Here is a 13401-nt window from a genome sequence, read left to right on the forward strand (position 1 = left end):
TATGCGTGTCGGGATCACAGGACACCGTGGCCTGCCGCAGCCCGTCGAGGGCCAGGTTCGCGCCCTGCTCCTGGAGCACGCCCGGACGTACGTGGCCCGCGATCTCGTCGCCATCAGCTGCATCGCCGATGGCCCCGACACCTGGTGGGCCCAGACCGTGCTCGCTGCGGGCGGCCAGGTCGAGGTGGTCACGCCCGCAGCCGAGTACAGAGATGGTCTGCCCGGGTGGCACCACTTCGACTACGACGCGCTGATGAGGCGTGCCAAGGACGTACACCACACTGGGCTCAAGGAATCGACCTCCGAAGCGCACCAGGCCGGAAGCGAAATCCTGGTGGGTCTTTCCGACCGGCTCATCGCCGTCTGGGACGGCCTGCCGGCGCGTGGCTACGGTGGCACGGCCGACGTCGTGACATACGCGGAACGTGCAGGCGTGCCCGTCACTGTCATCTGGCCGACCGGGGCAACCCGGTAGCCGGAACGGCCATGGGCCGGCTCGGAGATCGTCAGTCGCTGTGTGAGGTGTGCTGCTTCAGCAGGGAGAGGAGAGCGGAGAAGGCGGCCGGAGTGGCGGTGAGTATGGATGCGCTGGAGTCGGCGGATTCAGTTATGTGGAGGCGGTCGGTGTCGACGGCGGCATGGAGGCATGCTTCGCCTTCGCCGCAGTAGGACGACTTCTGCCAGCTATAAGTGGGCACTTCGTTCCTTCACAGGTTGTCGTCGATGGAGAGAGTCGGGCCTCGAGAAGCGCTGGGCGACAGCGCCGCGCCTTTCCCTCGGGTGTAGAGGCGGTCGGGGTCCTCCAAGCTGTTTTCGTCCAGGGCGTCCGATGGCGCCCACGTCCCTGCGCGGCACACGCCGACGCGTCATCGCCCCGAGCAGTACGTGTCCAGGAGCTGCCGGCCCGCGACCGTGAAGGGGTGCTCGGGGCCCAAGCCGGTCTCCCGCCGGGCGACGACGTCGGTCATCAGCTCGACGGCCTCCTCCACATGACCGAGCGCGGCGCGGGTCCGGGAGAACAACTGCCGGGCCGCGAGCACGATCGGGTACTCCGGCCCGAACCGCCGCTCGTAGGCGTCGGCGACCAGCCGGATCTCACGGTCGGCCTCCTCGAACCGGCCCAGGAGGAACAGCGCCCACGCGTGGTTGTGCCGGGCGCCCAGGGTGACCGTGTGGTCGGAACCGAGGAGCCGGTCGCACTGCGCGGGCAGGGAGAGGAGCGCACCGTCCTGCACGGTGGCCACCTCACTCGCGGGCAGCATCTCCAGCAGGCTGGCACGGGCGCGCAGGGTCAGCGGATGCGCGGGGCCCAGCGCCGAGAGCCGACCGGCGACGGTGGCATTGAGCAGCGCGACCGACTCCTCTCGCTTCCCGAGGTTGGCCAGCACGAGCTGAAGGCCGTAGGAAGTGTCCAATGTGTCGGGGTCATCGGCCCCGAACAGGCGCTCCTGAGTGGTACGGACACCGCGCAGCAACGCCTCGGCCTCGGCGAACCGGCCCAGCCGGAACAGCGCCCGTCCGGCTCTGGAACGGGCGGCCAGCACCGTACGGTCGTCCGCGCCGAGCAGCCGCTGCCCGAGGTCGGCGGCGGTCCGGGACGTTTCCCAGGCGGAGAGGTAGTCACCGGTCCGGTGCAGTGCGACCGAAAGGCGTGTCGCCACGGCCAGGGCCTCGGCGGCGAGCGGCACCATGCCGATGCGCCGCAGCAGGGCCAGCGCGTGCGGGACCAGCAGACGCAGCCGCGGCTCATGCGGTCCGGCATCGGGGACGGCAGGCACGGCGGCGTCGAGCAGGCGGACGGCCACTGCGTCGAGCGTGGGCCTCAGCTCGACGGGTGTCGCCGCGTGGACGCTGTCGAGCAGGACGCCATGGCTCTGCACACAGCGCGCGCCGACGACGTCGACGAGCTCGGACAGCGACTGGTCGAGCAGGGCCCGCAGGGCTGTCTCGGTACGGGCCCGGGGAAGGACATCGGCGATGTCCTCCTGGTTGAGCAGGGCCAGCGGCAGAGGTTCTGCGGCGAACCGGGCAAGCAGCCTGAGCAGGGCCGCCGCCTCGGGCAGCCCGCGCGCCTCGAAGGTGTCCAGGGTCAGCTGCCAGGTCAGGCCGACCAGATGCCGCGGGTCCGCCTCGGACAGCGCGTCGGCACCGCGGTCGATCAACTGAACCCGTTCGTCCTCGTCGAGATGGTGTCCGTAGGCGTCCATCGTCCAGGGGTCGAGCACTTGGTGGGAGAGGAAGCCTCCGGCCAGGGTGAGAGCGAGCGGCAGCCGCCCGAGCCGGTCCGCGATGCGCGCCGCCTGCTCCGTCGTGCCACTGTGCGGGGCGAGGTCGCGCAGCACGAGCGCGGCGTCCTCCCGTGGCAGTACGCCGATGTGCTGGAGTTCCGCCCCGGGCCACCAGCGGGCCGCCGCCCGACGGGTGGTTACCACGACGATGCCGCGCGGGCTGGTGCGCAGCCAGCTGCCGTCCCGCAGGATCTCCGGCTCGTCCGCGTTGTCCAGGACAAGGAGCCAGGGTTCGGCGGAGCGGTCGAGATGGTGCCAGACGAGATCGGCGGCGGGACGGAGCCCATTGCGAGCGGCCAGCAGTTCACCGTCGCCCGCTCCGCGGTCGGCGGCCACGGCCAGCATGCCGCCGCGCAGGCTCGCGCGGTCGGCGACGTTGACCCACAGGGCCACCCGGGCCTGTTCGCCGGTGGCTTCCTGAGCGACCTCTTGGAAGAGTGCGCAGGCAACTGCCGTCTTGCCCGCGCCGCCCATCCCGTACAGCACGTAGACCTCGCCGCCACGCCCCGCCGCGACACTCGCCCGCAGGCGCTCCATCACTTCGCTGCGGTCCCGCAGTACGACTGGGGGCCGCCCTACGGCCGGTCGGCGCACCGAGTCCGGCCCACTGGGCTCAGGGCCGTCAGCGCCGTAGTGGTGGTGCTCGTTGATGTGCTGGTCGCCGGATGACTGGAAGACCCGTCCACGGTCCTCGGCACGCCCGTCCATCCCACCCGTCATCGCTCTGCGATGTGCTGGTCTCGTCCCGCTTGGTAGACCCGGGCCTGGCCCGAAGCGGTGGCGTGCTGCGTGACCTGGCGAGCCGCCGAACCGTCGGGGTCGAGTTCGTCGAGGAGACGGCGCAGCTCGGCGGCGGCGTCGGGGCGGGCGACGATCAGACGCCGTAAGAACCCCTGCCATTGCGCGCGCAGTTCGGCCAACGTCTCCTGGTCGTGCGCCGCCACGGCCGCCAGCACGTCCTCGCGGCCCGCCTCCAGTTCGGCGGCCACGGTCTCGGCCCGATCGGGATGCATCCGACGCCAGAGCTGCGTGAACCCGTCACGCGTGCGCTGCCAGGCATCTGCTGCCATCAATGTGACCAAGGTGGTTCCCGCGCTCTGTGCGAGCGAGGTCACTTCCGGGTCCACACTCGTCCCTCCGTTCACCCGATTTTCCGACACCGCGGCAGGAAAAACGTGCCTGCCAGGCATTGGCATGATTCTATTTCCGACCAGCATGATTCCACCCCCGAAGGGCATGAAACAAGGTGGAGTCAATCCTCGCCATTACCGTTGCGGTCTCGCTTGACACATCGTCAGGCGGGGCCGTTGCACGCTACAGTGGCGCCATCCGTCCAACCGAGGGGGAGAAGAACATGGCCAGGCCTTGGGAAGCAGACCCGGACACGCATTTCAAAAGGCGCTTGGGGAAATCACCCCAAGAACTGGGTAATACGACTGGCACTCCCGACTGCCCCGACATCTGGGAACTGGCCAACGGCGACATCGCCGTCATCGGGCGCGACCTCACGGAATCACTGGCCAAGAGCCTGCCCGACGGGGTCTCCATCGGCTCGGACGAACGCCTCGTGGTGATCCCCAGGAACATGCTCGTCGCGGCGAAGCCGGATATCCCCAGTGTTTGACTCCTTCCCCACCGGCGCCCCGCAGCGCATGGATCGCCCCACGTACCACACGGATCTCGGCCGGTTCTACACCAGCGGCATCGACTTCCTGAACAAGCTCGAACGCGGCCAGCACTTCGCGGAGCGCGGCTTCGCCAGCTGGGAGGCTTTCGCCGCGGGTGACTGGAACGGGGCCCTGTCCCTGGCCGACGAGAGCCGCGAGGAGTACGCGGAGGAACTGCGTCGGGCCGGGCAGTTGGGAGTCCGGCATCGCCGCCTCCGCGTGGTGGAGTTCCCGATCACGCCGTATGTGCAATGGGAATTGTTCGTTTTACGCGTACGTGTGGAGGTCGGCGACGACATCAGGGTTCTGGACGCCCGTAGCATTTCGGACATCGAGCGGAGGCGTCCGGTTCCCGAAGTGGTGGTTCTCGGTAATGCGGTGGTGTACGAAGTTGTCTATGACGCCGACGGAAACCCGGATGGAGCCAACCGCTACACCGACCGGGATCTGATCCAGGAAGTCAACTCAGGTTTTGATGCGCTCTATGCGCGCGGTGAGGATTTCCACGCATTCTTCGAGCGGGAGATCGAACCGCTTCCCCCGCCGGATGTGGCCAGAAGCGGAAGCGGGGCGCCTTGCTCGCCGTCATAGTCGGTCGTGCCGCCCAGCACCTCACACTGAGTAAGACGAACCCCGCGCAGGCCCTCGGCGACGTGCACGCGCCGAGGGCCCCGTACGCCTCAGAGCGCCGCGAAGTCGACGAAGGCGGACCATCTAACACGGTCCGCGCGTACGGTCGGCCTGCAAGAGCCCTGGCACAGTCTCAGTGGCGTACACATGCAGAACAGCCGCCTCGGCCTCTCACTTGGCCGCATCACCTCACACGTTGAGCAGATGCCCGTGGTCGTGCAGCAACTCCCGGACCTCCGGGACGCCTTCGAATTCCTGGAGCCGTAGCAGCACGACTCTCGCCCGTCCGGCCGTCCGGTCGCTGGCCAGGTCGGCGGCCACGGACGCCACGCGTCGGGCCTCGTCCGCCGCCTGCTCAGGTTCGTTGGCGTCGGCCAAGGCCACGGCCAGCCATGACCGGTACAGGGCCACTTCGCGCGCATGCGTGGCGTCGTAGCGCGCGAGTACGTCCCTGAGCAACGGCACCGCCCGCAGCGGCCGTCGTAGCTCCGTGAACACCCGGGCGTCCATCATCTTGAGCTCCGCGCGGCTCACCCAGTATGACCACTGCGGCGCCGCCTCCCGCTCCTCCTCGGTCAACGCGTCGTGAGCCCGACCGAGCGCTTGCATGGCCGCCTGCGCCTCTCCCGCGCGGGTGTACGCCCACGCCACCCGGTCGTGGAACAGGGCGCGGGTCTTGGGCGGTGCCTCCGGTCCCGCCTCCTCCAGGGCGGCGCGGGCGAGCTCCAGTCCCGCCCGCTCCTGGCCGGTGTTGCTCATCTGGTAGGCGAGACTCCCCGCGAGGTTCGCCACCAGCGGGGCATCCCCAGCCTGCCGCGCCGCCTCGATCCCGATGCGGTACGCGCGCTCCGCCTGCGCGTGCTGCCCCGCGTCGCTCGCGATCCATCCGGAGATCTGCGCCAGCTCCCCGACCTGTACGAGCAGCGCCCGCCCCACGTCTTCCGGGTGGCTGGTCCCGCGGTACAGGCGCATCGCGGAGTTCAACTCCCGGAAGACCGGGGCCAGCAGATCGCCGCCCGCCAACACATCGTCGGCAAGCCGGTACCCGTGTACCCGGGCAGCCAGGACCGCCACGTCGTCCCTGCCGATGCGCCGTCCCGTGCGCGTGCCGAGCGGGGCCAGTGGATCACCGGGCGGGATCAACTCGGCGAGCACCACCGCGCCGCCGAACGGTGCCCGGTCCACGTCGCTCCGGGCGTACGCCGCAGCGTGGTCCAGCTCGTCGTCGGGGACCTCGAGCACGCTCGCGATGAAGGGCAGCCAGGAGTCCGGTACGCGTTCTCCGCGCTCCCACCTGGAGACCTCGTTCCGCGTCACGGACCGCGTGCCCGAGGCGGCGCACAGCCTCTCGGCCAACTGCCGCTGACTTATCCGAGCGTCGCGCCTCATGCGCGTCAAATAAGCGCCGAATCGCCGCCGTCGTTCATCACTGCTCACAGGCCGGCCCCCTATCCCCTCCAGTCTGGCCCCTCCCTGGCCCCCTGTCCGGCTCCTCCGCCAGCCCCCACCCGAACGGTTCGATGGAGCTTCTGTCACCCACGACAGACCCCCGCGACCGTGCGACCGGTCCGGGGACATGGCCAACCTGAAAGAGCAGGTCGACATGGGCCACGGCATCGCCCGCCTCTTCGCTTCGTCGGTGGGGCTTGTACTACCCGCACGGGGCCGCCATCGATCGCTCCCGCAGCGACCGGACACTCACCCCTCACCCGTACTCACCCGACGCCCGCCGCTCGCTCCCGCGCTGAGTGGTGAGGACATCGGCATCGTCCGGCCCTACCTCGTCGCCTTCGAACGGCGCCAGGAAGCCGAACGCCAGAAGTCCTGGCGTCGCGCGATGTGGGTCGCCGTACATGGCATCGACGTCGGCCCCCGCCTCGTCAACGGCATTCAGGGGGCCGCATGACGACCACACCTCGCCAGGGCCCGCGCCAGCTGCCTTGGACGACACCCGAGGGCAAGCCCTGCTGGCTCAGTACAGACGGCGGAGCGGCCAGCTATGTGTCCCGACTCGCCGACAACCTTGAGGACACCCAGCTCAGCATGGGTGCGGGGGTACTCGCTGCCGCTCGCACCGTGCTGGACGACCCCGCCTCTCCTCTCCGTATGCCGTGATCCGTTACGCGGGGCTGCGCCTGGCCGAGTGCCTCGACGACGCGCTGCGCGTCGCGAAGAGCCGTGGCGCACGTGTCCCGCTACCAGCCGAAGATACGGAGACCACCCCGGACGACGACGGTCCGTCTCTCCCGGCGGAGGCTTTCGGATGATCACCGAAGCTGACATCGGCGCACGCGTGCGCGAATGCGCGGGCAACGTTGGCATCCTCGCCGCCCTGGTCTCGGAATACGTGGACCCCGAAGTTGTGGCCCGGGGCCGCCACCCCCGCGGAGCGGCGTTCCTGCGTCCCGAGCACGGCGGCGGGCGGGAGTGGCTGGTCTCCCCCAGAGATGTCAGCCGCACATGAGACACCCGCCCCGACCGGAGCGGAGCTCTTGACCAGGCCGACCGGTCCGGACGGGCTGTGCACAACGGCGCGGGGGCCGTCTCCCCGTAGCGCGAGAAAAGGAACGCACCATGACCGTACGACCCGACTTCGAGTTCGTGAGCGCGGCGGCCTGCCGTGACAAGAAGGTGGGCAATTGCATGGAAGTCGCCGTCAACGCCCCTGGCGTCGTGGCGCTGCGCGAGAGCAACAACCCGGACGTCGTGATCGAGACGACCCCGGAGAAGTGGATGTCCTTCGTCGAGGCCGTGCGCGGGGGAGAATACGACCTGCGCGTGTGACCTGAGGAGGCCGACCGTGGAGCCCTGCCCGCACTGCGGTGCCCCCGGCACGACAGACCCGGAGAACGGGCTCCGGTGGTGTTTCGCCTGTCGCTGCTTCTACCCGGCCGATCCGGGCACGGGCTCGTGCGCGGGTGGCAGTCGGCTGGAACGCTTCACGAACACCCGGACTCCGTACTCGGTGCGCGAGCACTGAGACACAGGCTCGGACGCTTCAACGCCTCTGTCGTGCTCCTCACTTGATGCTCGGCAGGGGCATTCTCTCGTCGGCAAGCTCGGTAGCTCTGCGCATAAGAGTGAAGAAGGCGTTGCGGGTGTCTGGGAGGACAGATCATATGGCGACAGGCCAGGCGGGAGTTGGAGTCCCTGCATTACGGTCTCACCCTGCACACGTGAGCACCCTTGGAGAGGTACCGGATGACCGACGCCGACAGCCACCCCGACACAGGCACCGCCGGACTCATCATCGAGATGGGCATGCTGAAGCGCGCCAAGAGGAGCGGCTGGTGGATCGCCGGGATCAAGGACCCCGAGACCATCGCCGAGCACTCCTTCCGGACTGCGCTGATCGGCTCCGTCCTCGCCATGATGGAGGGAGCCGACCCGGGCAAGGTGGCGCTCCTGTGCACCTGGCACGACACCCAGGAGACGCGCGTCGGTGACATTCCCTGGATCGGCCGCCGCTACCTGGACGCGGCATCCAACGAGAAGGTCACCGCCGACCAGGTCGCCGACGCCCATCCCGCGGTCGCCTCCGGCGTGCGGGCCATCGTGGACGAGTACGAGAACGGCGACAGCCTCGAAGTCCTCGTAGCGCACGACGCGGACAAGCTGGAGTGCGCGATCCAGGGCATCGAGTACTTGCAGCAGGGCTATCCGGCCGCGCAGGAGTGGGTGGACTCCACGCGCGCCAAGCTCAAGACCCCCAGCGCCCAGCGGCTCGCGGAGGCCGCCCTCACCATGCCGATCGCGGAGTGGCAGCGCACCTACCTGCGCTGATCGCCTCCAGCGCGGCGTGCCGCATTCCTACGCGCCCGGCATCAGCAAGCTGACGCCTGCTGCACGTGCGTCGGCTCCGTCGGCCCTCGGCAACGTGCTCGGCCGCGGATCGTCAGTCGCTGTGGGAGGCGTTCGCCCTCACCACTGAGAGGAGCGCGGAGAACGCGGCGGGGGTGGCGGTGAGTATCGCTTCGCTGGGGTCTGCGGATTCGGTCATGTGGACGCGGACGGCGGTGCCGGCGACGTGCAGGCACGACTCGCCCTCGCCGCAGTAGGTCGACTTCTGCCACGTGTTGAGCTCGATCATGGGTGCCTCTCAGGTGGTTTGGAGGATGCGGTGGATCAGGGCGCGTGAGTCGATGTCGGGCAGGCTGAGGGCCAAGAGCCGTTCGAGTACGGTTCGGTACTTGCCCAGTTGAGTCTCGGCGTCGAGTAGGACGATGCCGTGGGACTGGTCGAGTTGAACGGTGTCCAACTCGGGAACGGGGCCGTGGACGTAGTAGATGGGCTGTCCGGCTCCGGGGTAGCCGCCCGCGTCGAACGGGATGACGCGGATCGAGATGTTGGTGTGTTCGCCGAGCCTGAGCAGGTGCCCGAGTTGATGGTGGGCACAGTCCCGGCCACCGAAGCGCATGTGAAGGGCGGCCTCGTGGATGATTGCCTGGTACGGGACTTGAGGAGGCTTGCCGAAAAGTACTGCCTGGCGCTTGATCCGGAACGAGGCGCGGTGTTCCACCTCAGCCGGTGACAGTTCGGGCACGACTTGGCGGAAGACCTCGCGGGCGTGGTCCATGGTCTGGAGCAGGCCTGGGATGCCGGAGGTGTGAGCGGTTCGCAGCGCCGTTCCATGGTGCTCCAGTTCCGCCAGGTCGAGCAGGCCCGGTGGGAGGAGTTCGCGATACTCCTCCCACCAGCCGCGCTTGCGCTCCCCGGTCATTCCGGCGAGGGCTTCGACCAGGTTCTTGTCCGGGCATTCGTACTGGCAGGCCAGAGTGCGCACGCGCTCGGCACTCACGCCCAGACGGCCCGTTTCCATGTTGCTGACCTGAGCCTGTTTCATGCCGAGGAGTCCGGCGGCCTCGGTCGATGTCAGTCCTGCCCGTTCGCGCAGTCTGCGGAGTTCGGCGCCGAAGCGAAGTTGGCGGGCCGTCGGGGTGGACCTTACGGGCATGCCGTCATTCCTCCGTGCTGTCGCGTCACCCACACGGGTGGGCCGCAGTAATTATTGAGCGGAGTGGGATGAAGAATATATCCCGTATCACTACCGTCAGTTTCGGCGCCGCACCCAGAAGCACCCCGCTCGACGGAGCGACCTGGTCGCTGGGCAATCTCCAACTCCCCCTCCGAACAAGGGAACCGCCGTGAACAAGGTAACCCCAACCTGGGCCTACACCCTCCAACTACCCCGCGACCCCCGCGCGCCTGGCATCGCCCGCGGGCTGCTCCGTTTGGTGCTCAAAGCGCACGGCGAAGGCAAGCTCATCGAAAGCGCCGAGCTGTTGAGCTCCGAGCTGCTGACAAACGCGCAGTTGCACACCACAGGCCCGTACGCCCTGCGGCTCGGTCCCAGCGCCGTCGAACCCGGCCGGGTCCGCGTGGCGGTCTGGGACGGTGACCCGAAGATCCCACCGGGCTTCGAGCGGGGCGGGACGCGGGCCGACATGGACGCGGAGAGCGGGCGCGGGCTGTTCCTCGTCCGGGCCTACGCGGATGACTGGGGCGGGTACTCCTTCCCGGCCGGGCAGGGCGGAAAGCTGCTCTGGGCCGAATGCGGGGGCGCCGACTGACGGTTGGCCGGAAGTCGCCGGGCGCATGGACCCGGCGCCCCAGGGCAGAACAAAACAAGATCGAGTTCGTGGCCGAACCCCACCCGTAACTCCCCGTTCAACCCCTGGTGATGGGGTGCTTGACCTCGGGTGGGTGGCGTACTGTCACCCGCCAACTGCAACGAGAGACCAGAGATGATCAAGGGGCGGGACGTGACTGACAGCCTGGACACCTGGTGGGAACGAGCGGCGTGCCGTACGGCGGACCCCGAGGAGCTGTTCGTCGAGGGTGCCGCGCAGACCGGCGCCAAGCGGATCTGCGGCGCCTGCGAGGTCCGCACGGAGTGCCTGTCGCACGCGCTCGACCAGCGCATCGAGCACGGCGTCTGGGGCGGCATGACCGAGCGCGAGCGCCGCGCCCTGCTCCGGCGGCGTCCGACCGTCACCTCCTGGCGGCGCCTCCTGGAGACGGCGCGGGCCGAGCACGACCGCCGTCCCGACGGCCGCCGCGAGGAGGACGCGGCGGCCTCCTGACCAGCGGGCCCCGCCGGTCGTTTGCCGCGGTCGCCGTCCGTGCGAGCCTTGCACCATGCACGGCAGCACACGCGACGCGACTGGAGATGTTCCCTGATGGACTGGCGCGACTTTGCCGTACACATGGCGTCCATGGCCCGCGGGTTCCTCGCCGACGACTCGGTGGAGACCACCCTCGACAAGATCTCGCGCGCCGCGGTCGAGCGCGTCGAGGGATGTGACGCGGCCGGTGTCCTGGTGCTGCGCAAAGGCCGGGCGGAGACGCTCGCGGCCACCGAGAAGCTCGTCGACGACAGCGACAAGTTGCAGGAGGAGTTGAGGGAGGGGCCGTGTTTCGACGCAGCCCGCACCGGCCACCCCGTCTTCCGCATCCACGACGTGAGCACCGAGACGGTCCGCTGGCGCAGCTACGCGCCCCGCGCCCACGCGCTCGGCATCGGCAGCATGATGGGCTTCCTGCTCTACACCGACGACAAGCAGGACCTGGGCGCGCTCAACCTGTACTCGCGCAAGCCCGGCGCCTTCACCGAGGACAGCGAGACCGCGGGCTGGCTGCTCGCCTCGCACGCGGCGGTCGCCTTCTCCGGCGCCCGCGAGCACGACTCGCTGGCCCACGCCCTGGAGACGCGGCACGTCATCGGTGAGGCCATGGGCATCCTCATGGCCCAGTACCGGCTCGACGAGACGGACGCCTTCGACGTGCTGCGCCGCCACTCCCAGGAGCACAACGTCAAGCTGCGCGAGGTGGCGCGGCAGGTGTGCGAGCGTGGCTCCCTCAAGGACACTCCCTGAGATACGCCCCAGAACGCCTCAGAACACCCCAGATACGCCTCAGAACGCCTCAGATACGCCTGAGCCGCGCCCGCGTCACGCACGCAAAAACGCCAGGACCGCCAGCACCCTGCGATGCCCCTCCGTGTCCACCGGCAGGTCCAGCTTGGCGAAGATGTTGCCGATGTGCTTGTGCACGGCCGCCTCGCTGAGGAACAGATGCGCGGCGATGTTGCCGTTGGAACGGCCCTCCGCGAGCAGCCCGAGCACCTCGCGCTCGCGCGGGCTCAGCCGTTCGAGAGGGTCCCTCTGCAGACGTACGAGTTGCGTGATCACCTCGGGGTCGACCACGGTGCCGCCGGCCGCGACCCGGTCGATCGCCGCCGTGAAGTCCGCGACCTTGCCGACCCGCTCCTTGAGCAGGTAGCCGACCCCGGCTCCGCCGCCCGAGTCGAGCAGGCGCAGCGCGTAGGACCGTTCCACGTACTGGCTCAGGACCAGGACCGACAGGCCGGGGAACTCCTCGCGCAGGAGCACCGCCGCGCGCAGCCCGTCGTCGCCGAGCGAGGGCGGCATCCGTACGTCGGTGACGATCAGATCGGGCCGCTCGGCGCGGACCGCGGCCACGAGCGCGTCGGCGTCGCCGACCGACGCGACGACCTCGTGGCCGAACCGCCGCAGCAGTCCTACGAGGCCCTCGCGCAGCAGCACGGCGTCCTCGGCCACCATCAGGCGAAGCGACACGGCACCTCCACGTGCAGCAGGGTGGGGCCCCCGACCGGGCTGGAGACGCGCATCCGCCCGTCGAGCGCCGTGACGCGGTCCGCGAGGCCCGTCATGCCGCTGCCCGCCGGATCGACCCCGCCGCGGCCGTCGTCCGTGATGTCGAGGAACAACAGGTCGGCATGGTAACGCCCGTGCACGCGCGCGCTGGTGGCGCCGCTGTGCTTCGCGATGTTCGTCATGGCCTCGTTGATCAGGTAGTACATCGTCGTCTCCAGCTTCCTGGGCAGCCGCTCGGGCAGCCGCAGGTCCACCGTGACGGGGATGGGGAACCGTCCCGCGTAGTCCTCGACGGCTGCCACGAGGCCGTGGTCGGCCAGGACGGGTGGGTTCAGACCACGGACCAGGGAGCGCAAGTCCCGGTGCGCTGCGCCCAGTTGGTCCTCCGCCCGCGTCAGCAGCTCCGACTGCGGGGAGTCCTCCGGGAGGTCGAGCCGCAGCATCGCCAGCGTCATGCCGAGCGAGACGAGGTGTTGTTGCGCCCCGTCGTGCAGATCGCGTTCGATCCGTACGCGCTCCGCGTCGAAGGAGTCGAGGAGGCGGGACTGCGAGGCCCGCACCTCGCGCAGCTCCTCGCCGAGTTCCCTGTCGCGCGGCGCGAGGAACGTACGGGCCATGGCGGCCCGCGCACCCGCCCAGGAGGTCACCGTGTACGGGGAGGCGAGCAGCACGATCGCGCCGAACACCGTCCACGGCCAGGTGTCCCCGGCGGTGGCGGCGAAGAACGCGGCCGGGAGGCCGAAGGAGAAGCCGAGCACCAGCAGATCCAGCCACCACAGCGCCGCCGCCGAGAGCAGCGTGAACATCAGCTCCCGCCAGGTCACCTGCTCCTTCAGCCGGGTCGCCGCCCACGCGCGCAGACCGGGGGCGTCCGGCGCCCGGTGCGGGTCGGGCAGCGGGTCCTTGTCCACGAGGCGCAGGCGGCGCCGCTCGACCCGCGCCACGAGCGTCGCGGCGAACACCGTGCCGATCAGCGGCGCGATCCCGATCAGTACGACGAGCAGCGCGATCCCCGCCGCCAGGCCCAGGGCGAGGACCAGGACGGCGGCGGCACCGACCACGACGCCGCCGCTCAGGTAGGCGAGCGAGCGCCAGGGCCAGCTGGAGGTCAGGAAGCTCAGCGGGCGCCGAGCCATGGCCTGCCAGGCCGTTGTGGGTTGCATCCGATCAACGTAACCG

At 69.5% G+C, this 13401-nt stretch carries 18 protein-coding genes; 10 read left to right on the plus strand and 8 right to left on the minus strand.

Features of this window, described 5'->3' with window-relative positions; translation table 11 throughout:
• Position 1: 1 nt before the first annotated feature.
• On the plus strand, positions 2–475 hold the full coding sequence (locus N5I75_RS40050) for a hypothetical protein (protein WP_476685446.1): 474 nt from the start codon (positions 2–4) through the stop codon (positions 473–475).
• A 31-nt stretch (positions 476–506) separates the two neighbouring features.
• On the opposite strand, the gene N5I75_RS40055 is transcribed toward N5I75_RS40050, so the two are convergent.
• From N5I75_RS40055 to N5I75_RS40065, 3 genes are all read right to left on the minus strand, one after another.
• Positions 507–698, minus strand: a complete 192-nt coding sequence (locus N5I75_RS40055; RefSeq protein WP_476685447.1) for a DUF397 domain-containing protein — start codon at positions 696–698, stop codon at positions 507–509.
• A 168-nt stretch (positions 699–866) separates the two neighbouring features.
• The gene (locus N5I75_RS40060) at positions 867–3008 is read right to left on the minus strand and encodes a tetratricopeptide repeat protein (protein WP_476685448.1); all 2142 of its coding nucleotides are present in this window, start codon (positions 3006–3008) and stop codon (positions 867–869) included.
• A complete protein-coding gene (locus tag N5I75_RS40065) occupies positions 3005–3415 on the minus strand; it encodes a hypothetical protein (protein WP_476685449.1) in 411 nt (136 codons plus the stop codon). Before N5I75_RS40065 ends, N5I75_RS40060 begins: the two co-directional genes overlap by 4 nt.
• Positions 3416–3642: 227 nt before the next feature.
• Here N5I75_RS40065 and N5I75_RS40070 point away from each other — a divergent pair, with 227 nt between their 5' ends.
• Complete coding sequence (locus N5I75_RS40070; protein WP_476685518.1) at positions 3643–3912, plus strand: hypothetical protein; 270 nt, start codon at positions 3643–3645, stop codon at positions 3910–3912.
• Positions 3905–4546 carry a DUF6879 family protein gene (locus N5I75_RS40075; protein ID WP_476685450.1) on the plus strand — a complete coding sequence of 214 codons (642 nt, stop codon included), beginning with the start codon at positions 3905–3907 and terminating at the stop codon, positions 4544–4546. The genes N5I75_RS40070 and N5I75_RS40075 overlap by 8 nt, the downstream gene beginning before the upstream one ends.
• Positions 4547–4774: 228 nt before the next feature.
• Here N5I75_RS40075 and N5I75_RS40080 read toward each other — a convergent pair whose 3' ends face one another.
• Positions 4775–6022 carry a helix-turn-helix domain-containing protein gene (locus N5I75_RS40080; RefSeq protein WP_476685451.1) on the minus strand — a complete coding sequence of 416 codons (1248 nt, stop codon included), beginning with the start codon at positions 6020–6022 and terminating at the stop codon, positions 4775–4777.
• A 139-nt stretch (positions 6023–6161) separates the two neighbouring features.
• Between N5I75_RS40080 and N5I75_RS40085 the strand changes: the two genes are divergently transcribed.
• From N5I75_RS40085 to N5I75_RS40100, 4 genes are all read left to right on the plus strand, one after another.
• Positions 6162–6491, plus strand: coding sequence for a hypothetical protein (locus tag N5I75_RS40085; RefSeq protein WP_476685452.1), 330 nt, complete (start codon positions 6162–6164; stop codon positions 6489–6491).
• Between the two features lie 357 nt (positions 6492–6848).
• The gene (locus N5I75_RS40090) at positions 6849–7049 is read left to right on the plus strand and encodes a hypothetical protein (RefSeq protein WP_476685453.1); all 201 of its coding nucleotides are present in this window, start codon (positions 6849–6851) and stop codon (positions 7047–7049) included.
• A 110-nt stretch (positions 7050–7159) separates the two neighbouring features.
• Positions 7160–7369, plus strand: a complete 210-nt coding sequence (locus N5I75_RS40095) for a DUF397 domain-containing protein (protein ID WP_476685454.1) — start codon at positions 7160–7162, stop codon at positions 7367–7369.
• 417 nt (positions 7370–7786) lie between these two features.
• Positions 7787–8368 carry an HD domain-containing protein gene (locus N5I75_RS40100; RefSeq protein ID WP_476685455.1) on the plus strand — a complete coding sequence of 194 codons (582 nt, stop codon included), beginning with the start codon at positions 7787–7789 and terminating at the stop codon, positions 8366–8368.
• Positions 8369–8480: 112 nt separating this feature from the next.
• Here the strand turns inward: N5I75_RS40100 and N5I75_RS40105 are convergent, their stop codons facing one another.
• Entirely contained in the window at positions 8481–8675 is a 195-nt protein-coding gene (locus tag N5I75_RS40105; protein WP_476685456.1) for a DUF397 domain-containing protein, read from the minus strand.
• Positions 8676–8684: 9 nt separating this feature from the next.
• The gene (locus N5I75_RS40110; RefSeq protein WP_476685457.1) at positions 8685–9539 is read right to left on the minus strand and encodes a helix-turn-helix domain-containing protein; all 855 of its coding nucleotides are present in this window, start codon (positions 9537–9539) and stop codon (positions 8685–8687) included.
• A 190-nt stretch (positions 9540–9729) separates the two neighbouring features.
• Between N5I75_RS40110 and N5I75_RS40115 the strand changes: the two genes are divergently transcribed.
• The 3 genes from N5I75_RS40115 (at position 9730) to N5I75_RS40125 (ending at position 11460) form a co-directional block, all read left to right on the plus strand.
• Positions 9730–10155, plus strand: a complete 426-nt coding sequence (locus N5I75_RS40115; protein WP_476685458.1) for an ATP-binding protein — start codon at positions 9730–9732, stop codon at positions 10153–10155.
• Positions 10156–10347: 192 nt separating this feature from the next.
• The gene (locus N5I75_RS40120) at positions 10348–10668 is read left to right on the plus strand and encodes a WhiB family transcriptional regulator (RefSeq protein WP_377650387.1); all 321 of its coding nucleotides are present in this window, start codon (positions 10348–10350) and stop codon (positions 10666–10668) included.
• A gap of 96 nt (positions 10669–10764) precedes the next feature.
• The gene (locus N5I75_RS40125; RefSeq protein ID WP_476685459.1) at positions 10765–11460 is read left to right on the plus strand and encodes a GAF and ANTAR domain-containing protein; all 696 of its coding nucleotides are present in this window, start codon (positions 10765–10767) and stop codon (positions 11458–11460) included.
• Between the two features lie 75 nt (positions 11461–11535).
• On the opposite strand, the gene N5I75_RS40130 is transcribed toward N5I75_RS40125, so the two are convergent.
• Both N5I75_RS40130 and N5I75_RS40135 read right to left on the minus strand, forming a co-directional pair.
• A complete protein-coding gene (locus N5I75_RS40130) occupies positions 11536–12168 on the minus strand; it encodes a LuxR C-terminal-related transcriptional regulator (protein ID WP_476685520.1) in 633 nt (210 codons plus the stop codon).
• On the minus strand, positions 12168–13385 hold the full coding sequence (locus N5I75_RS40135; protein ID WP_476685460.1) for a sensor histidine kinase: 1218 nt from the start codon (positions 13383–13385) through the stop codon (positions 12168–12170). The genes N5I75_RS40130 and N5I75_RS40135 overlap by 1 nt, the downstream gene beginning before the upstream one ends.
• Between the last annotated feature and the right edge of the window lie 16 nt (positions 13386–13401).

This window comes from Streptomyces sp. R818 (assembly GCF_056172735.1).

What these genes read in the sequence shown, in the direction of transcription:
- N5I75_RS40100 (WP_476685455.1), top strand. Translation starts at nt 7,787, where the DNA reads ATGACCGACGCCGACAGCCACCCCGACACAGGCACCGCCGGACTCATC.
- N5I75_RS40095 (WP_476685454.1), top strand. Translation starts at nt 7,160, where the DNA reads ATGACCGTACGACCCGACTTCGAGTTCGTGAGCGCGGCGGCCTGCCGT.
- N5I75_RS40090 (WP_476685453.1), top strand. Translation starts at nt 6,849, where the DNA reads ATGATCACCGAAGCTGACATCGGCGCACGCGTGCGCGAATGCGCGGGC.
- N5I75_RS40130 (WP_476685520.1), bottom strand. Translation starts at nt 12,168, where the DNA reads ATGGTGGCCGAGGACGCCGTGCTGCTGCGCGAGGGCCTCGTAGGACTG.
- N5I75_RS40135 (WP_476685460.1), bottom strand. Translation starts at nt 13,385, where the DNA reads ATGCAACCCACAACGGCCTGGCAGGCCATGGCTCGGCGCCCGCTGAGC.
- N5I75_RS40085 (WP_476685452.1), top strand. Translation starts at nt 6,162, where the DNA reads ATGGCCAACCTGAAAGAGCAGGTCGACATGGGCCACGGCATCGCCCGC.
- N5I75_RS40125 (WP_476685459.1), top strand. Translation starts at nt 10,765, where the DNA reads ATGGACTGGCGCGACTTTGCCGTACACATGGCGTCCATGGCCCGCGGG.
- N5I75_RS40050 (WP_476685446.1), top strand. Translation starts at nt 2, where the DNA reads ATGCGTGTCGGGATCACAGGACACCGTGGCCTGCCGCAGCCCGTCGAG.
- N5I75_RS40060 (WP_476685448.1), bottom strand. Translation starts at nt 3,008, where the DNA reads ATGACGGGTGGGATGGACGGGCGTGCCGAGGACCGTGGACGGGTCTTC.
- N5I75_RS40105 (WP_476685456.1), bottom strand. Translation starts at nt 8,675, where the DNA reads ATGATCGAGCTCAACACGTGGCAGAAGTCGACCTACTGCGGCGAGGGC.
- N5I75_RS40110 (WP_476685457.1), bottom strand. Translation starts at nt 9,539, where the DNA reads ATGCCCGTAAGGTCCACCCCGACGGCCCGCCAACTTCGCTTCGGCGCC.
- N5I75_RS40070 (WP_476685518.1), top strand. Translation starts at nt 3,643, where the DNA reads ATGGCCAGGCCTTGGGAAGCAGACCCGGACACGCATTTCAAAAGGCGC.